The sequence below is a fragment of the Planctopirus sp. SH287 genome (assembly GCF_056500625.1).
This window is the reverse complement of record NZ_CM151403.1, coordinates 25,221-43,827: the sequence shown is the minus strand read 5'-3', so window position 1 is coordinate 43,827 and position 18,607 is coordinate 25,221. Positions and strand designations below refer to the sequence as shown.

Sequence of the window (18,607 nt, the reverse complement as noted above, 5' to 3'; positions counted from 1 at the left end):
CCGCAGGCTCGTTGGCCTGCTAGCCGGTTGTTGATTCGCGTTTGGGTCTTACGCCGTCCCCTCTCGGGGTTTGGGGCGGCGTATAAGGGTCAGTCGTTCATCCACGAATGGGGCTTACGCCGCCAGGACGGTGGTTCTTGTTGGGGGTGAGGGCGAGCCGGAGCTTAAATAGCGATTCGAAGATACTCCAAATCAATAGGCATCCCAGGCACGCTTCTCTATTGAGAACGCCCATTGAAAAATCCCTCACCCGGCCCCTGTCGGGGTTTGGGGCGGCGTATGAAGGCCGGTTGTTTGTTCACGAATGGGGCTTACGCCGCCAGGGGGCCGGAATGGGGAAGAAGGGTACGATTTCGCGCAACAAGGGGTGATGGGGTAGAGAGGCTTCGTTTTGGGTGCACCTCGCAGGTTGAGGTCTTTTTCGCCTGTGATTCCGGACAGAAGGCTCTCTCTCGGCTCGGTCAGGGCCACCCTTTGCCAATGGGGAGTCATTCCTATTGGCGGAAGCGCCGATTGTGGACGCTTCCCTCGAATTCGAGACTGACAAACAGTTCATCAAAGGTGAGTTGCTCACGCAAAACGCTTCTGATCAAAACTGAATGTTTTTTATTGGCACTTATTCATTCGCCACTTCTTGTGACGGGGGAATGCCAACACAATCACGTTTGATTCAGATAACACTGAATCAGACAGGCCGACGGCATCATGCCTGCGAGGGCGACTTCGTGGAGTGATGTTTCGTGGTGGCCCTGATCGATGCTTGAGGTTGTAGGGAGATGGTGGGTTGCGCAAAGCCTTAACCCACCCTACTGTTTAATAACGGTCTCTGGCTGCTTGAGCGTTGGGAGTTGGTGCATTGCGCTGCGCTTCATGCACCCTGCTTAGATACTTATGACAGGTTACTTGGCACCTGCTGTTTGCTGGACTTTCCCGCCATCGTTCATCCGGGGATCAATTCCCAGTGGATAGTCGGTCTCAATGATGGCGCTGGCCAGGATTTCGTCGAGGACTTTCTTCGGGTCAGGCAGATGGGTCGGCTCGATTTTTTTGTAGATTTCCTGCTGGACATCAGCAAACGACTTCATCCCGGCGGTTTCGCGGTCTTCCACGAGAATGGCGTGGTAAGCCCGACCAGAAATAAAGACATCGCTCAACTCGCCAACCTTGGTTGTAAAGAGCAAATTTTCCAGAGTGGAATCGCTGAGACTTCCTTTTTGTGTCCAGTCCCATGCCCCGCCTTCTTTAGCAGTGACGCCGTCGGAATACCTGGCGGCGACTTCAGCGAACGGGGTGCCTGACGCGATGTCTTCCAGAGCCTGTTTCATCTTCTGGCGAGCCTGTTCCTGGTCATTCTTCAAGAATGAGCATTGAATCTGTCGCCACTTGACGCGTGCCGAGATGCGGAACTCCTCGGGATGTGATTCGTAGTATTCAATGAGATGTTTGCGGTCGATGGGTTCGGGTTTGCCAGATTTGACCGCCAGATATTCCATGGCGATGCGATTGTTATGAAACGACTGGCGGACATCATCCAGGCAGGTGCCGCGTTTGTTGAGTTCGTATTCCAGCTCGGGCTTGGTCTGAACGTTGAGTTGTGCCTTCAGCTTGGCCATTTCCTTTTCAAAGGCTCCGTCGAGATAGCCGACCAGCTGTTTTTGCTGTTCCGGTTTGAGGTCGGCCTTCATCCGTTCGACAATGAGCTGTCGTTCCACATGTGCCCGCAGGTTCTGAGCGATGATATTCTCGCGGAGAACGGCGAACTTCTCGGGAGGGAGTTTGGTGCGTGCCTGTGCCAGGACTTCGCCATAACGCTCGAGAACTTCACTGGCAAAGATGGGGGCGCCATTCACACGAGCGACAATTTGAGCGCCGTAAACGACATCATCGTTCTGGGCCAGAATCGTGTCTTCTGCGGAAACCTGCACAATCTCGTTGGCAGCCGCTTCTTTAATCTTCATCGAGCCATCGGCCAGAGCACGGTCAGCGGCATCAGCTCGCTGGTCGTTGAATGAAACACGCCGGGGCGGTGGCGCCATCACGGGGTTGTCGTACTTCTTCGTAAACGTATTACAGCCAGCCAACGCGACCAGCGAGATGGTCGTCATCATCAGGCAGAGCAGTAAGGGCAGCGGTCGACATCGCATGGGAAGGCGCAGCCCGTCAAGTGTTCATGGGAAAGGGGGAAACGTGACCGAACGGCTGTTCGGGAAGGTGGGGGATCGTAGATCGATCAAAAAAACCTTGCAATCCCGAGTTTTGGGTCGCAAAGCCTGATGTTTCAGCCGTTTCTGCCGATTCCTGTCAATTTCTGGCCTGAAGTTAAGCACTTAACGAGTGAACCACCCAATGATGCGGTGTTTCCCGTAATCAACAGGCTGTTGAAAAAAAACGTCATTCTGTTCCGCGATCCTCAGAAATGTGAACTAGGGTTTCTGCGTACTTGCGGCAGACTTCACCGGGCATTTCGTTCTTGTATGCACTTCAATCAATGCCATGTTTCATGCTGGTGGCGATGGTAGCGACTGTGAGGGTCGCTCTCAGATTCACGACAAACAGGCTTAGTGGGGTTGTATCTCACCCCAGATTGAAATTGCATTCGGCAGGAAGTTCCGGTCGAAGCCAGAAGCGAGACTTTGTATTCAACAGGACGACCGCGCAGGCGCATTTTCCCATCGCGTATGGCGGGCCAAGCAGATGACGGAGCGCTTTCAACCCCCGAAAGGCATTGTGCGATGACGAGAATCAACACGAATATTGATGCGCTGCGTGGTTTGCGAAACTTGCAGAAAGCAACCGGCCAGCAGAACACCGCCTTGACCCGGTTGTCAACCGGTGTGAAGGTCAACGGTGGTCGGGACAACCCCGCCGGTCTGTTTGCAGGTGAGCGTCTGCGGCTTCAGACGACAACGATCGAAAAATCGATCTCCAACAGCAATCGCGCCAACAACGTTCTTTCCACAGCCGATGCGGCTCTGGGAGAAATCAGCGGTCAGCTCAACAAGCTCCGCGGGCTGGTTCAGGAAGGCTTGAACGTGGGCGCTCTGTCATCGAGCGAAACCACCGCCAACCAGGGGGAAATCGACGAAATCCTCTCAGCGATCAACCGGATCTCGTCGAACACCACATTCGCTGGTGACAAGCTGATTGACGGCAGCAAAGGCTTCCAGACATCGGTCGCGGTTTCCGACCTGAACAAGTTCAGTGATTTTCAGGTCAATCAGGCCGTTTTCGGTTCACGAACCAGCATCGCTCTGAACGCCACTGTGAACAGTGCTGCCGAGAAGGCCTCACTTCGTTACAGCGGTGGTGCTTTGACTGCGGCTGCGACCGTGGAAATTGGTGGTTCCAAAGGGAACCAGGCCATCTCCCTGGGCGGCAGCAGCAACGTCACGAACGTTGCTGACGCGATTAATGACGTCGCTGATACCACCGGTGTTAAGGCCACCGTTGTTGGCGGTTATGAACTGACCGTCAACGCCACTGCTAACACCGTCACCCAGGGATCTGTCCTCTTCACCGATGCCCGTCGCACCGACGAGTTGGGAACCAACGCCTCACTCGGCGGCACTGTTTCAATCACTTACGTTGAAGCGACTGTTGCTAACACGGGTACAAGCGTTGCCGTTACGGGAACGACGAACCGCACCATCACAGTGACACTGGGAACAGACAACACCAATACTGTGATTGGTAACGCGGATCATGTCATAGCCGCCATCGCTGCCGATGAAACGGCCAGTTCACTGGTTACGGCTTCTGTTGCTCCAACCTTCGCCGGTACTGATGTCCAATCAGCTGCTGCTGCGGCAACGCTCACTGGCGGTGTTGACCAGGGTGTGCTGCGACTGGGCGATAACCGCACCGTGGGTTCCAATGGCACTCTCAGCGTGGTGGTTGATGCCACCGGGAACAGCCAGACTGCCGGGGTCTCGGTGGGTGCCGCTGACAACGACGGCAACCAGGTGATTACCATTACTGCCGCGACAGACGGAACCGGTAACGTTCTTTCAACGCTGGCCGACATCGCAGCTCTGATCAATGACGACGAAGATGCTTCGGCAATTCTGTTGGCTTCGACACGAGGTGATTCCACATCACTTGCCTCGGAAGTCACCAGCACCGCCCTGAGCACGACCAACGGGGACATTATCCTCGAAAGTTCTGAATACGGTTCCAAGGCCAAGGTCAACGTCACGTCCCTCTCTGGCAGCTTCCAGACGACAGGCAAGAACGACACCACCTACACGACTCGTGATTTCGGAACAGATATCGCTGTCACAATCAACGGTCAGGCGGCTCTGGGAGATGGTTTGAAAGCCAGCTTCCGCACAGCCAGCGTGGCGGCCTCGCTGACGTTCTCATCAACCTCGAACGTTGAAGATGAGACAGCCACTTTGAACATTGTGGGTGGTGGGGCACTCTTCCAGATTGGTGAGCAAGCCACCACGGCCGGTCAGGTTGGTCTGGGGATTGAAGCCGTCAATACTTCCCGCCTGGGTGGTATCACCGGCAAGCTCTCTGAACTTGGTTCAGGTGGCGGGAAGAGCCTTGAAGATGTTCGCAAGAGCCTCGATGGTTCCGGCCCGAAGATCTCCTACGAAGATCTGGTCAGCATCATTGATGAATCTCTCGAACGCGTGACAACCCTCCGCTCGCAGATTGGTGCCGTTCAGTCGAACGTGATTGACACCAACATCTCGACTCTGGGTGTGGCTCTGGAAAACATTTCTGCTTCTCGCAGCGAAATTATCGATACCGACTTCGCCGCAGAAACGGCTGCTCTTCAGAAGGCCCAGGTACTGGTTCAGGCTGGTATCTCGGTGCTCTCAATTGCCAATCAGGGGCCGAGCACGATCGCCCAGCTTCTCCGATAATACCTTTCATCCGGCTTTGGCCGGTGAATTGGGCAAGACAATCCATAAGGCACGCACTCCTGTTCTCAGGGATGCGTGCCTTGTGGCATTTATGAGATTCCATGAGGCCTCACTCTCATTGGAGGTAAGGCAAAATCAGCGGGAATCTCAGGGAACCTCGGTGCCCTCGCCTGATGGTTTGCGGAGTTTTCTGTCTGATGTTCTCCCTGATGGACTGGCTGTAACGGCTTTCGCTGTCATGAGATGGGGAGATTTGAAAATTCGTGGGGATCAAAAATACTGGGCAATCGCCATTTTTAATTGACACTGAGACTCAGTCTCATTAATGTTATGGCGGCTCTGCTGTCATGTCTCCTAAAATGAGTAAGCCCATCGCTGAAAACACTTCAAAACTGTTGATAGGCACTCATTCGGCAATGTTTGAGTTACGCCACACGTTGCCTCACAACGGTATTTGATGCCAGCAAAACCATGACAACAAGTGGCCTCCCCCGGAATAACTTTCTACAGAGAGACAGGAGAAACTGGATGTTGATGTTGACTCCCCGGCACTTGCTGGATTTCTGTGATTGCGACTGTTTGCTCAAAACCGCCGAGACTCTCTTCGCCAACGGTCACTACCCCCAGGCTCATCGTGAATTGCATCGTTTGCTGGCGGCTGATCGCTCCTCATCAATCGGTTGGCACTTACTGGGTCGGATCTATCTGAAGTGGGAGCAGTACCCGACAGCCATCAATTGTTTTGATGAATCTCTGAAGATTTCGGAACAACTGGTGGTTCATCTGGATCGCGCCGAGGCTTATTGTCTGGCGGGACAGCATGAGCAGGCTCGGGAAATCTATCGGTCAATCACTTCAATTGAGACCGACGACCCGCAGGCTCTTTTGCGAGTGGCTCGTGGCATGTTTGTCACCGGGGACACAGGCCAGGCGATTATCCATGCGCGCAGAGCTTCTGTGATCGATAATTCCTGCTCTGACGCGTTTTTTGACCTGTCCTGTTATCTCGCTGTGGTCGGGGCGCCACCGGCGCTTGTCGAGGCCAATGGTCGCCATGCGATATTCCTGGATGGGGAAAATCCCACTTATCGCATCGGCCTGGCGCACTATCTCCGCCGGCTGGGACGGTTGTTTGATGCTTCGTCGCTCATTCGCGTTTTAACGGGCGAGCAGATACGTCAGCAGACATGCCGCTGTTGCCTGGAATTGCTGGAAGATCTCTTTGGAATTCTGGCTGACAACCGCTTACGACTGGTCTGTCAATCGCGGCTTCGGGAACTGGGCTATGGCAACATGAGCCTGGGTCTCTCAGGGGATCTTAATGTCACTGGCTCATCCCACCGTCTGAATTGAAAACACGGCCTGTGTTGATTTCAGGGTGAAAGCTGACAACCACTGATGACTGGTTTGTGGATGCTTCAGGCCCTTTCGTTAGTTTGACAGGTTGTTCTTGAGAAGTGTGCAGGGAGGAAGCCCTTGAATAAAACTATTTAACCGAGCCACGTACTCGTCTGTGATCCAGTTGTGATGGTCGATTCCTTCCAGTCGCACAAATTGCTTGGGTTCATGGGCGGCTTTGAAGAGTTTTTTCCCCTGAGAAAATGCGATCACACGGTCATGGGTACCATGGCTTTGGAGGAGCGGGCAGCGAGAGTTTTTGATGGCTCTGACAGAGTTCAGTCGAGATTTAGGAACCACCATCGACAGGATGAAATAATGTTGCCAGGCCACCCGCCGCATGGAGGAAAACGTGCTTTGCAGGATCAGCGCCCGCGCTGGTGCCGCGGCAGCTAACTGGACGGCCACCGCCCCGCCCAGCGATTCTCCCATCAACACAATATCGTGCTCCTGGACATTGGCTAGCTGAGCGAGTTTCGTACGGGCAGCTTGCGCATCAAGCACTACGCTGGCGGCAGTCGGGACGCCCTCACTGCGACCGTAGCCACGGTAATCCAGCATCAAAACAGAGACGCCCAGGCTTTGCAGAATCTTTAGCCATTCCACACGATAGGCAATGTTTCCGCCGTTACCATGGGTGATCAGCACCACGGCCCGAGGGTTTTCGCAAGGGCAATACCAGGCGTTCAATCGGGTTCCATCCGCCGAGTTGATCCAGACTTCCTGATAGTTCAGCCCGACGGGATGCCAGATTCCCAAGGGATATTTCACAGGGCGGAACAGAAACCGTTCGTCCATCGACGGACGTGGAGAGACGGAGGTTTCCTTCTCGCGAAGACCGCGAAAATACCTCCGATAAATCGTGAAACCAAAGAACGCGGCTAACACCATTCGCCGGATCTTTCGGCGCAAACCCATTACGCAATCTCCCGGACAATCTGCTCGTCAATAAATCCTCCTGCAATGTCACAGTTTAAAAATCGGGTTTCGTCTGTTGTCGGATTTCGCCTGTTTTTAAGGCCGACAACAGAGGACGTTGCGGCGACATCAACCCGAAAACAAAGCCGTGACACGGCACTCCAGATGATTTCAACTAACAAGATACACTGGTTAGACGCCGTTCACCAAGGGGCGAAGTGATGTCGTGAGACCAAACGGCCTGTTGCCGGAACGGAGTTGCTGTGGTGTACTCAGCTGTTGTTTACTCAGCGGTGGTGTACTCAATGGTGGACTTCAGCAGTTTGCTTCAACAGTGATGGTTGATCGACAGAGTGAGGATTGGGCGGAGGAACGCATTGATGAAAGTGACTCTTTGGTTGACGTCCCTGCTTTTCGGGCTTGTCGTTGACAACAGCCTGTGTGATGTGCAGGCTGCTGAAAAGGCGAAAAGGCCGAACCTCATTTGGATTATGGCCGATGATCTGGGTTATGGCGAACTGGGTTGCTTTGGCCAGAGTGTGATTGCCACGCCACACATCGATGAGATGGCTCGCGAGGGACTGCGGCTCACACACTTTTATGCGGGGGCCACGGTTTGTGCGCCGTCTCGAAGTGTGCTGATGACGGGTCAGCATCATGGCCATACACGAGTTCGCGGCAATGCAGGCAGTGGCAATCCCATGGCTCAGGCGCTGCGTCCCGAGGATGTCACTGTGGCCAGGATTCTTCAGCAAGCCGGGTATCAAACGGCTCTGGTTGGTAAGTGGGGACTGGGAGATGTGGGCGGAGCGGAGACGGGCCTGCCATTAAAACAAGGCTTTGATGAATTCTTTGGCTATCTGCATCAAGGGCATGCTCACAACCACTTTCCGGATTATCTCTGGCGGGATGAAAGCCGGGTCTCACTTCCGAATAAGGTCGTGGCCATGGGCGAGAAAGGGGCCGGTTATGCGACGGAAGCCGTGTTGTATGCCGATGACCTGTTCGCTGATGAAGCCGTTCGCTATGTGACAGCACACAAGGATGCACCGTTTTTTCTATACTGGAGCATGGTTGTTCCGCATGCGAACAACGAGCGAACCCGCGCCATGAAAGATGGTGCCGAGGTGCCTGATTATGGCCCCTATACTGATAAAGACTGGCCGGCTCCCGATAAGGGCCAGGCTGCCATGATCACCCGGATGGATGGCTATGTCGGACGTCTGCTCAAGACTCTCAAAGAGCAGGGCCTGGCAGAAAACACCCTGGTGATTTTCACCAGTGACAATGGCCCGCATAACGAAAGCCATCATAACCTGAAACGATTTCAACCCGGCGGGCCTTACAGCGGGATCAAACGCAGTTTGACAGATGGGGGTATTCGCGTGCCGTTCATTGCTTGGTGGCCGGGAAAAATTGCTGCGGGAACAACGTCGGAGCATGTGGCTTACTTTGGCGACTGGATGGCAACTGCGGCCGAGCTTGCGGGAACAACCGCCCCGGCTGGGTGTGATTCTCTCAGCCTTGTTCCGACATTTTCAGGAAAGCCGGCGGATCAGAAGTCTCATGAATTTCTCTACTGGGAGTTCCATGAAGGAGGCTTCCGGCAAGCGGCGCTCTACAAGGGACGCTGGAAAGGGATCCGTCAGCAAGGGCCAAATCAGCCTCTGCGGCTCTATGATCAGCAGCAAGATCCGAGCGAACAAACTGACGTCGCGAGCGAACACCCTGAAATCGTGAAAGCCATCGACAACTATCTTTCCACGGCCCGGACTGAATCTTCTGACTGGCCGGTGAAATGGCAGCAGGGAAATCAAAAAAGAAGGCCATAGGCCCAGCAAGGCCCTGATGTTCGGGCTGAGTTGCGACTGTGTCAGCTCAGTCTGCCGTCGTTTCAACTGGTGGGAGATTTCGAGGAAATAGTCCCCCTTCGATGGTTGCGACGGCATTGTCGAGGAACTCTTCGTCGCTGGCCGGCTTGCCGAATCGGTGTGAGTAATAATGCCGGTTATCGAGCCAGAAGAAGACCACGCCAACGATAGTCAGACTCAGGATCTGAGGATCCAGATCTTTCCGGATTAATCCCTGCTCCTGGGAAACATTGATCCGCTGGCAGAGCAGATCCAGCAAGTCGGGTTCTCCCGGCCAGGGCTGCACATCGCCGTCCACGCGTGTGCGGGCGCACAACTTCATGACCAGTTCGTTCTCGCCGGCGTAAGTGATGATCCGCTTCATCTCGGCCCGCAGATTGAGCGGTCGATCCACGGCACGGGCTGCTGCTGGAAACCGTTCGGCATAGCCCTCAACGGCGCGTCGTTTTACCTCGGAATAGAGCGATTCTTTGCTGCCAAAATGGTGCAGGATTAAGGGATGAGACACGCCCGATTCACGGGAGATATCCCGCAGAGAAGTATCGGTGAAACCGTGCTGGGCAAACAAGCTCAGCGCTGCGTCGAGGACGGCCGTCCGCACCGCTTTGGGGTCACGAGTTCGCGGCGTGCCTGAAGACAAGGGTAGTGCTCCCGTTTTGTTTGTACAGGCAAAATGCTAGACCGCCATGGGGTGCTGGTCAACAGGTCTCGAAGAAACATCATTTCAGAAAAAATTCGCCGAACCTGGCGGGACGCGCCTTGTCGAGTTTTCCGGTTAAGCGAATCAGGCAAGCCGGCGTGCTCTCTTCTTCCGGCATAATTCAGGCAATTCAGGTAATCATCCGGGATTGACTCAAGCTGAGGCAATGCTACCATGTTGACCAGTTGGTCAATAGCGTCGGCTGTCTGGTTTTTCTTGAGAGGGAATTTGTGGTCACCGCTACCCGTGGTCTATTCTTATTGATGCTTGCGCTCATTGTTGGCTGCGCGAAGCCAAACGCTTTCCAGAAACCGCCGCCACCTGAAGTCACCGTGATTCTTCCCGTGGAGCGAACGGTCACTGAGTACTTAGAATTCAGCGGCATGACACAGCCGATGGAATCTGTCGAGATTCGTGCTCGCGTCAAAGGCTTCTTGAAAGAGCGGCATTTTGAGGAAGGGGCCGAAGTCAAAAAAGGTCAGTTGCTCTTTGTGATCGACGAGGAGACTTTTCAGATTCAGCTCGATTCCGCCGAGACGAGTTTGAAAGAAGCGGAAGTCGCCTTGCAGCAGGCAGAGGCTTCCAAGGCTCGTGAAGTGGCTCAGGCCAATGTCAATCTCAGTGACTCTCAACTGGATCTGGCACATCAGGAAGAAGCCCGCGTCGCCCGTCTGCATAAGCAGAACGTCACAACCAAAGCCGAAATGGATCAGGTTGCCGCAACGCGTAAATCACGAGAAGCGGAGTTGGAGTCAGCCAGGGCGAATCTGGAACAAGCCATTGCGGTGTATGAGACTTCGATTCTGAGTGCGAAAGCCAGAATCGCGACCGCCCGAATTGCCGTACAGAACGCGACTCTTGATCTGAGCTATTGTCGTATGGAATCCCCTATTGACGGACGAATCAGCCGGGTGGGTGTGGATATTGGAAATCTGGTCGGCGACAGGGAAGCCTCAGTGTTAGCGACCATCGTGCGGATGGATCCGATCTACGCCTATGCGACGATCAGCGAGAACGACATTCTACGAACGCCTTCACTGATTCATCTGAGCGGGCCGACCAAAAACGGGAAGGCCCGTGAACCGGTGGCTGTCGAACTGGGACTGGCCAATCAGGAAGGATTTCCCTATTCCGGCCAGATCAATTATTCGGATCCGACGTTGGATTCCGGGACAGGAACATTGGGAACCCGTGGTGTCTTTGACAACACGGATCGTTCGCTATTGCCTGGGATGTTTGTCCGGATGCGCGTTCCGATAAAGACCCGTAGCGACGCCCTGCTGGTTCCCGAAAGGGCCTTGGGGACGGATCAGTCGGGACAGTACGTGCTGGTGGTGAATGCGGAAAACAAAGTGGAGTACCGCCCGGTGAAAATCGGCGTGTCTCAGGAAGGCTTGCGCGTTATCGATGGGCCTGTCGCCATTGGTGACAAAGTCATTGTCGAAGGTCTGCTGCGGGCACGTCCGGGATCTGTGGTTGTCCCCCAATTCGCGAAAGAGCCTTCGCAGGCAACGGCCTCTGCAACAGCAACTGGAACAGTCTCTGCAACGGCTGCGATGACCAAGTCATCAGCTCAATAAACCCGGAGGCTTGGAGAGACAAAATTCTCCGCCTCTGTATTTTCAGTCCTCCCGCCTCTTTTCCGTGCAGGCTCTTATGTTTTCCAAGTTTTTCATCGAGCGGCCGATTTTTGCAAACGTGATCGCCATCGTCACCATGCTGATTGGCATTGTGTCGGTTCAGTCGCTGCCGATCGAGCAGTATCCTGAGATCACGCCACCGACGGTTCAGGTCTCGGCGAACTATCCGGGGGCTAATGCTGAAGTCCTGTCGGATACCGTCGCCGGGCCGATTGAGCAGGAGGTAAACGGTGTTGAAGACATGCTCTATATGGCTTCAACCTGTTCCAGCAATGGTCAGTACACACTGACCGTGACGTTTGAAGTGGGAACCGATCTCGATGAAGCCCAGGTGCTGGTGCAGAACCGTGTGGCAGTGGCCATGCCCCGGTTGCCACAGGAAGTCCAGCGGCAAGGAGTGACCACCAAGAAGCAATCGACCAACATTACATTGGTTGCTTCTCTCATCTCACCCGACGGCACTTACGATGACCTTTACCTCAGCAATTTTGCCACACTGCGCGTGAAAGATGCTTTGACTCGTGTCGAGGGTGTTGGCGACGTCCAGGTCATCGGTGGCGGTACGTACGGCATGCGTATCTGGGTCAATCCGGATGCACTCAAAGCCCGAAATCTGGTGATGGATGATGTTCTGGCAGCGATCAGCGAGCAGAACATTCAGGTGGCTGCTGGTCAGGTGGGTCAGGCTCCCACACCGAAGGAACAGGGCTTTCAATTTAACGTCTCGGTTCAGGGACGATTGAGTGATCCCAAGCAGTTTGAAGAGATCATTATTAAATCGGTCGACGATGATCGCTCTGGGATGCGCGTCACGCGAGTTAAAGATATCGCCCGTGTGGAACTGGGTGCTCAAACGTATGACCAGTGGTGCGAGATTGCCGGCCTTCCCGCTGCGAGTCTGCTCGTCTATCAGCTCCCCGGTGCCAATGCGCTGGCCGTGGCTGAAAATGTCAAACATGCGATGCACGAACTGGAACGAAATTTCCCCGAGGGAATCAAAGGGATCATCCCGTTCGACACCACAATCTTCGTCGAGGAATCGATTCACGAAGTCTATAAGACGCTCCTGGAAGCGGGCGTTCTGGTGTTGATTGTTATTCTCGTCTTTCTTCAGGACTGGCGGGCCACGCTGATTCCGGCAACGACAGTGCCGGTGACGATCATCGGGGCTTTTGCGGCAATGGCTGCGCTCGGTTTCTCGATCAACATGCTGACGTTGTTTGGCCTGGTGCTGGCGATCGGCATTGTCGTCGACGACGCCATTGTGATTGTGGAAAACGCCGCACATCACATCGATCACGGCAAGATGAACCCGAAAGACGCGACGATCAAGGCGATGGGCGAAGTCATCGGCCCCGTGATGGGCATTACCTTTGTGCTGATGGCCGTCTTCTTACCCACGGCTTTTCTGGGCGGTATTACCGGACAACTTTACCGACAGTTTGCACTGACTATTGCCGCAACGGCGGTCATCAGTGCCATCAACGCCGTCACGCTGAAGCCCGCTCAGTGCGCGGTCTATTTGCGGCCAACATCGACGAAAAAGAATTTCTTCTACCGTGGCTTCAATCGCGTTTACAGCTGGTTTGAAGCTATTTACGTCGCGATCATCAGTGTCGCTGTTCGCCAGATTGCTTTGACCATGGTGTTGTTCATTGGACTGGTGGGGCTGACGGCCTATTTGTTTGTGCAATTGCCGACGGGCTTCGTGCCTACGGAAGATCAGGGATATGCCATTGTCGCCATTCAATTGCCGGATGCCGCATCGCAGGAACGAACTCGTGAAGTGACCCGGAAGGTCAATGCCATCCTGAAGGATACGCCTGGTGTCAAATCCTGGTTCCTTCTGGGAGGGATGTCACTGCTCGATGGTTCGGTCACGTCGAATGCCGCCACGATGTTTTTGACATACACCCCGTTTGAAGAACGGGCGAAAGACCCGGCTCTCAGCCAAGGGGCGATTCTGGGCAGCCTGATGGGCAAGATGCAATCAGTGCGGGAAGCCATGGTTCTGGTCTTTCCTCCCCCCGGTATTCGCGGCCTGGGGGTGGCTGGCGGCTTTGAAATGAAGATCGAAGACCGTGGCGGCGTGGGATTAAACGAATTGCAGCAGGTTGTGCAGGAAATGGTGGCTGATGCAGGTTCACAGTCGAACCTGGCAGGCGTGAACTCCACTTTCCGTTCGGGGGTGCCCCAGATCTATGTCGACATCGATCGCCTTAAGGCCAAGAGCTTGGGCGTGCCGCTCAATTCGATCTTTAACACCATGCAGGCGGCTCTGGGTTCCGCTTATGTCAATGACTTCAACAAGTTTGGCAAGACCTATCAGGTTCGCGTTCAAGCCGATCAACAGTTCCGATTACAACCGGAAGACATCCGACGGCTGGAAGTCCGTAATCGCACGGGCGAAATGATTCCTCTCGGCACGCTGGCCACAATCCGTAAAACGCTCGGCCCTCAAATTGTGCCGCGATACAACCTTTACCCATCGGCCACGATCAACGGCGGGCCAGCCCCTGGAGTCAGCTCAGGGCAGGCCTTGCTGCTAATGGAGGAGATGGCCCGCAACAAGCTGCCGCAGTCGATGGACTATGAATGGACGGCCATGGCGTTTCAGGAAAAACGTGTTGGCTCGCAGGCGATCTATGTCTTTGCTTTGGGCGTGCTGATGGTTTATCTGGTGCTGGCTGCTCAGTACGAAAGCTGGCTCATGCCGGCAGCGGTGATCATGGTGGTGCCGCTGGCACTGCTGGGGACGGTGATTGCCGTGGCTTATCGCGGGATGGATAACAATATCTATACCCAGATCGGCATTGTGCTGATTATTGCGCTGGCCAGTAAGAACGCCATTCTGATTGTGGAGTTCGCCCGTGAACTCAGGTCGCACGGCAAGTCGATTCTCGAAGCGGCTGTGCAGGCATCACGCCAGCGATTCCGACCGATTCTGATGACCTCGTTCGCGTTTATTTTAGGGATTGTGCCTCTGATCAATGCCACGGGGGCCGGTGCCGCCAGTCGCCGGGCTTTAGGAACGGCTGTCTTCGGCGGGATGATTGCCGCGACAGTCCTGGCGGTATTCTTTGTGCCGGTCTTCTATGTGCTGATGCAGTATCTGTCCGAATACTTCACTCCGAAAAAGAAGCCCGAAGACCACGGCCACCCTGTTGAACCACCAGCGAACGGACACCATCAGAACGGCACCGTGCCACAGTTGGCCACTGCGACTAACGGACAGGTGCACGCCTCGGTCAATTAGGCTGCAAGCCGGTTATCAAGCAGGAAAGAATCAAAACGTTCTACTGCATTGTCAAAGGATAAAATTCGGGTCTCTTCTGTTGCTAAGTCCGACAACGGAGGACGTGGCGGCGACATCAACCCGAAGACAAAGCCGTGACACGGCACTACGGATTTGTTATGGGAAAGTCTGTCCGGTCAAGCCCTTCGTCGCCCGGCACTGCCGCTGATTCTGCCTTGTGTCCCTCATTCCTTGACGGTGTCAAAAGATCAGAGGGCGAAGGCTCAGAAAGCAAATCACCGGGGGACGAACTTACAGAGGGCGAACTGACAGTGCTTTCCCGAACGATGAGATGCCCCGTGATAGCCACTCTGACCGGGGAAGCATCGGGGTGAGCCATGCGATCCCGCATGACACCCAACGCCCGCCGGCTGATCTCGTAATCGGAAAACGCGTAGGTTGTCACTCCAATGGAAAAAGTGTTGCCAAGCGGGCGATCTTCAAACCCTGCAATCGCCAGTTCTTCGGGAATTCTGATCCGGCGGTGTAGTAGCTCAAAGATCAGCCCCACCGCGGTGTAATCCTGATAGCAAATCACGGCGTCAGCACCCTGATTCAAAATCCGGGTGGTGAGATCGGCGGTGGCGGCCTTGGCAGGCAAGTCGGAGGCTTCTGTAATAATCAATGGGGAGAGATTGCCGCAATCCACGGCCAGAGCCAGGAGATACCCCGCCAGTCGGGATTCGTGACTGCTGGTAGGTGACCCGATGATAAACGCGATTTTACGACGGCCAAGAGCATACAAGTGCCTGGTCAACTCGCGGCCGGCGGCCATATCGTCATAGCCCACAATATCATGTGTCGTTGTGATTGTGCTTCGCAGCCCCCGCTCGACCAGAACGACCGGCATGCCGGCAATCTGGCAGGCATCAAGAAACCGCTTGTCCTGTTCGGCCATCAATCGGGATTTTCTGGATGGAAGAAAGAAGACCCCTTTGATTCCCGCAGCGCGCGCTTCGCGAATGTCACGCCGCATCTGTGGCTCTGGCGTTTCGTCGTTGAACCACATCAGATCGGTGCGAATTCGCGTGCCTTCTCGCTGAAATGCGGTATCCCATTCACTCTCAAACGAAGCCGGGATGTGCGACCGCCAGGGGCCTGCCGTCAGACGCTGGCACAGTGCCCATGAAACGGCCGTTTCTGTTTGCGGACGAACATAACAGCCCGAGCGTTCAACGGTTTCAATCAAGCCCCAGTTGGTGAGTTCCTGAATAGCCTTCGAGGCCGTGACAACCGACGTCTGGTACTGGCGGGCAAGAATTCTCACGCCCGGCATTCGACCCACGGCCCACGAACCCTCCCGGATCTCTTTCTCAATCAGACGAGCGATTTCAATATGCTTTTCCACAAAACAGTCTCTTAAACCAGGGCTTCTGAGTGGCCAGCTTTTTTAATCCCGGCACACATTGAGGGTATCAGGTTTGTCTCAAAACAGTATCTGATTCTGTCGGGAATCTGTTCTGTTTTTGTGGCAAACTGTTTACTCGAAGTTTGATGACAGTTTCATGTGAATCATGATTTTGTTGTGCACAGGCCGGGGCATTGAAGATCTGTAATGACCGGGGACTCAGTACCGACATTCCGCGACTCAAACAGGAGACACGGTCAGAATCGTGAAATCCTGATGAAGAGAGGTGGACTGACGTTTCTCTTTCTTGAAAGAGAGGTAAATTGCCGGACTGATCAGAAGGTCGGCAGGCTTCATTCGCTCCCTGCAGTCTCGACAGGGGAGGCATTGAGCCGTGGGATCTCTCATTCAGCAGGAACTTACGCCATGTCTGGTGCGCAAGGCTTATTACCAAAGGATCGGCGATCACAAGCTGTCGCTCACTGGCGTTTGCCCCTCATGGCCATGGGGATTTGTTGCCAATTGGTCATGATTTCAGGTTGTGAGCAACCGGCTCCACCGCCAGCGGCACCTCCTGTGACGGAATTCCGCCGTGATCCCGATCCCGCACCGATCGTGACACCAGTCATGGAGCCTCCAGTCGTGGCTCCCGTGGTTCCTGAAGTCAAAGAGCCTGAGGTTCCTCCAGAGCCAAAGATCATTGTGGCCCGAGCGAACGGCGCCCGTGCCTTCCCCACAACAGATAAAGGTCGGGCCGGTATACAGTTTCAGGTGGAATTTGAATTCCAGGAGCGCTACACCGATTTGAGTGCCGTTGAAGTCACTCTGGTTGACAACCGCAACAACTCCTTTTCGCTCAATCCGACCCGGGAAGGGACGCTCTGCCGGGTCACAAAATTCGTTGTTGACGCATCTCCCAAAGGGGCTCCCTATTTCGCGATTCTGAAATACAAACGGTCTGGGGAAACGGAATGGGTGGAAGCTTGCCGTGCCCGGTTTTAATCAGGGCGGTTTGCGAGCGTGGCATACTGACGAAAGCGTAAAGTGGTAGCCGGCAGGGTTCTCTGCTAGGCTCCCGGTATCGTCTGGTTTGAGCATCTCACAAGATGTTCACCACAATGAAGATGACAAAACTGAAAGGAATGGGTTAGGCTTAGGTTTTTGGAAATGCTTCGCGCCCGAACTTTTTCAGGTAATGTTTGCTAATGCGTAATCTCTTCGCCGGCCTCCATCAGTTCCACAGTGAAGTCTTCGAGAAAGACCGGAGTTTTTTTGAAAAGCTGTCTTCTGAGCAGAAGCCCGTCGCCCTGTTTGTGGGATGTTCGGATTCGCGAGTAGTTCCCGATTTGATCATGATGACCAATCCGGGCGAGCTGTTTATTTTGCGAAATGCCGGCAACATGGTTCCCCCGTTCGGAGCGTCCACAGGAGGCGAAGCTGCGACCATCGAGTTTGGCGTTTCGGCCCTGGGTGTCAGCGACATTATTGTCTGCGGCCATACCCAGTGCGGCGCGATTAAGGCACTCCTGGATCGACCATCGACTGACAAACTGCCCATGGTTCGCCAGTGGTTGCAACACGCCGAAACCACCCGGCGGATCATGGAAGAAAACTATCCGGCCCTCTCTCCCAGTGAACGCTATGAAGTCGCGATTCAGGAGCACGTGCTGGTTCAGTTGGAAAACCTGCAAACGCATCCTTCGGTGGCAGTCAAACTTCAACGTCGCGAGATCAGCCTGCACGGTTGGATCTACCAGTTGGAAACGGGACAGGTTCACGCCTTTTCACCCAAGACCGGCATCTTTGAGCCGCTGGTTGGTGAAAAGCGTATGGACTCCGCTTCGCTGGCTAGCCCCGTCACCGCGAATGTCGTGGCGCCAGCCAGTCCGTCATCAGCCGTCAGCGCCCCTCAGGGTGAATCCCCATCACAGGGTCACACTCATTCTTGAGCAGATTCGTTCTTGTGCCGTTTCGTCCGGTTGCCACTGCCACGTGAATGCCATGATGGGCGATTGATCGATTGGTAGCGTGCTCTTTCGGGAATTGTGACTCAGGTCTGTGAGACGTCGTAAATGTCTTCCACATCCACTCCAGCAGGGACAAATTCCGAGCCATCCACCCGGTTGACTCCTGAATCGCTGCAAATCCGCTGGCGAGGTTTCGTTCCCGCTCTGCTCGCTGCCGTCATTTTGGTGGGTCTGGGGTTAGCCGCTCTGGGATACTGGGGAGGGGTCTCTGGATTGTGGTGCAGCATCCTGCTGGGAACAACTCTCGGACTGACATTAACCGTCGCCGGCATGAGTTGGGCGGGCACCATCGCTCTGGCAGAAGACCCGGTGCGCGGAATGCTGTTTGTGCTGATCCCCCCCTATACCCTCTGGCGTGCCGTTGTCCGCTTCGACATCTTCTGGCAACCCATGCTTGTCTTTTTGCTGGGAACGATCATGGCGTTTGGCTCCGTGGTGCTTGCCACTCAGGCGATTGAGACGTCGATTGGTCGGTAGCGGGTAGCCCAAGTTGCTTCGCAATCTGGGCCACCCTGCGTCATAACGCCTTGCAGCAC

General features: G+C 54.7%; 12 protein-coding genes. 8 read left to right on the top strand and 4 right to left on the bottom strand.

The window, feature by feature from the left end:
* Window positions 1-899 precede the first annotated feature (899 nt).
* Window positions 900-2,144 carry a peptidylprolyl isomerase gene (locus tag SH287x_RS00150; RefSeq protein WP_479516371.1) on the bottom strand — a complete coding sequence of 415 codons (1,245 nt, stop codon included), beginning with the start codon at window positions 2,142-2,144 and terminating at the stop codon, window positions 900-902.
* Between the two features lie 588 nt (window positions 2,145-2,732).
* Here SH287x_RS00150 and SH287x_RS00145 point away from each other — a divergent pair.
* Both SH287x_RS00145 and SH287x_RS00140 read left to right on the top strand, forming a co-directional pair.
* A complete protein-coding gene (locus tag SH287x_RS00145; RefSeq protein ID WP_479516370.1) occupies window positions 2,733-4,874 on the top strand; it encodes a flagellin N-terminal helical domain-containing protein in 2,142 nt (713 codons plus the stop codon).
* Window positions 4,875-5,402: 528 nt separating this feature from the next.
* Window positions 5,403-6,227 (top strand): tetratricopeptide repeat protein, encoded by an 825-nt coding sequence (locus tag SH287x_RS00140; protein ID WP_479516369.1) that lies wholly within the window; start codon window positions 5,403-5,405, stop codon window positions 6,225-6,227.
* 78 nt (window positions 6,228-6,305) lie between these two features.
* Here the strand turns inward: SH287x_RS00140 and SH287x_RS00135 are convergent, their stop codons facing one another.
* Entirely contained in the window at window positions 6,306-7,190 is an 885-nt protein-coding gene (locus SH287x_RS00135; RefSeq protein WP_479516367.1) for an alpha/beta hydrolase, read from the bottom strand.
* A 380-nt stretch (window positions 7,191-7,570) separates the two neighbouring features.
* Here SH287x_RS00135 and SH287x_RS00130 point away from each other — a divergent pair, with 380 nt between their 5' ends.
* Entirely contained in the window at window positions 7,571-9,022 is a 1,452-nt protein-coding gene (locus SH287x_RS00130; protein ID WP_479516366.1) for an arylsulfatase, read from the top strand.
* 46 nt (window positions 9,023-9,068) lie between these two features.
* Here the strand turns inward: SH287x_RS00130 and SH287x_RS00125 are convergent, their stop codons facing one another.
* The gene (locus tag SH287x_RS00125) at window positions 9,069-9,701 is read right to left on the bottom strand and encodes a TetR/AcrR family transcriptional regulator (protein ID WP_479516364.1); all 633 of its coding nucleotides are present in this window, start codon (window positions 9,699-9,701) and stop codon (window positions 9,069-9,071) included.
* 323 nt (window positions 9,702-10,024) lie between these two features.
* Between SH287x_RS00125 and SH287x_RS00120 the strand changes: the two genes are divergently transcribed.
* Both SH287x_RS00120 and SH287x_RS00115 read left to right on the top strand, forming a co-directional pair.
* Window positions 10,025-11,341, top strand: coding sequence for an efflux RND transporter periplasmic adaptor subunit (locus SH287x_RS00120; RefSeq protein ID WP_479516363.1), 1,317 nt, complete (start codon window positions 10,025-10,027; stop codon window positions 11,339-11,341).
* Window positions 11,342-11,417: 76 nt separating this feature from the next.
* Window positions 11,418-14,657, top strand: coding sequence for an efflux RND transporter permease subunit (locus SH287x_RS00115; protein ID WP_479516362.1), 3,240 nt, complete (start codon window positions 11,418-11,420; stop codon window positions 14,655-14,657).
* 145 nt (window positions 14,658-14,802) lie between these two features.
* Here SH287x_RS00115 and SH287x_RS00110 read toward each other — a convergent pair whose 3' ends face one another.
* Window positions 14,803-16,044, bottom strand: a complete 1,242-nt coding sequence (locus SH287x_RS00110) for a GntR family transcriptional regulator (RefSeq protein ID WP_479516361.1) — start codon at window positions 16,042-16,044, stop codon at window positions 14,803-14,805.
* 426 nt (window positions 16,045-16,470) lie between these two features.
* Between SH287x_RS00110 and SH287x_RS00105 the strand changes: the two genes are divergently transcribed.
* From SH287x_RS00105 to SH287x_RS00095, 3 genes are all read left to right on the top strand, one after another.
* Entirely contained in the window at window positions 16,471-17,046 is a 576-nt protein-coding gene (locus SH287x_RS00105; protein WP_479516360.1) for a hypothetical protein, read from the top strand.
* 203 nt (window positions 17,047-17,249) lie between these two features.
* Window positions 17,250-17,993 (top strand): carbonic anhydrase, encoded by a 744-nt coding sequence (locus tag SH287x_RS00100; protein ID WP_479516359.1) that lies wholly within the window; start codon window positions 17,250-17,252, stop codon window positions 17,991-17,993.
* Between the two features lie 123 nt (window positions 17,994-18,116).
* Window positions 18,117-18,548 (top strand): hypothetical protein, encoded by a 432-nt coding sequence (locus SH287x_RS00095; protein WP_479516358.1) that lies wholly within the window; start codon window positions 18,117-18,119, stop codon window positions 18,546-18,548.
* The last annotated feature ends 59 nt before the right edge of the window (window positions 18,549-18,607 follow it).

Bases quoted from the DNA above. Each gene is read 5' to 3' on its own strand.
- SH287x_RS00135 (WP_479516367.1), bottom strand. From the start codon at position 7,190: ATGGGTTTGCGCCGAAAGATCCGGCGAATGGTGTTAGCCGCGTTCTTT.
- SH287x_RS00100 (WP_479516359.1), top strand. From the start codon at position 17,250: ATGCGTAATCTCTTCGCCGGCCTCCATCAGTTCCACAGTGAAGTCTTC.
- SH287x_RS00130 (WP_479516366.1), top strand. From the start codon at position 7,571: ATGAAAGTGACTCTTTGGTTGACGTCCCTGCTTTTCGGGCTTGTCGTT.
- SH287x_RS00095 (WP_479516358.1), top strand. From the start codon at position 18,117: ATGTCTTCCACATCCACTCCAGCAGGGACAAATTCCGAGCCATCCACC.
- SH287x_RS00140 (WP_479516369.1), top strand. From the start codon at position 5,403: ATGTTGATGTTGACTCCCCGGCACTTGCTGGATTTCTGTGATTGCGAC.
- SH287x_RS00145 (WP_479516370.1), top strand. From the start codon at position 2,733: ATGACGAGAATCAACACGAATATTGATGCGCTGCGTGGTTTGCGAAAC.
- SH287x_RS00150 (WP_479516371.1), bottom strand. From the start codon at position 2,144: ATGCGATGTCGACCGCTGCCCTTACTGCTCTGCCTGATGATGACGACC.
- SH287x_RS00120 (WP_479516363.1), top strand. From the start codon at position 10,025: ATGCTTGCGCTCATTGTTGGCTGCGCGAAGCCAAACGCTTTCCAGAAA.
- SH287x_RS00105 (WP_479516360.1), top strand. From the start codon at position 16,471: ATGTCTGGTGCGCAAGGCTTATTACCAAAGGATCGGCGATCACAAGCT.
- SH287x_RS00115 (WP_479516362.1), top strand. From the start codon at position 11,418: ATGTTTTCCAAGTTTTTCATCGAGCGGCCGATTTTTGCAAACGTGATC.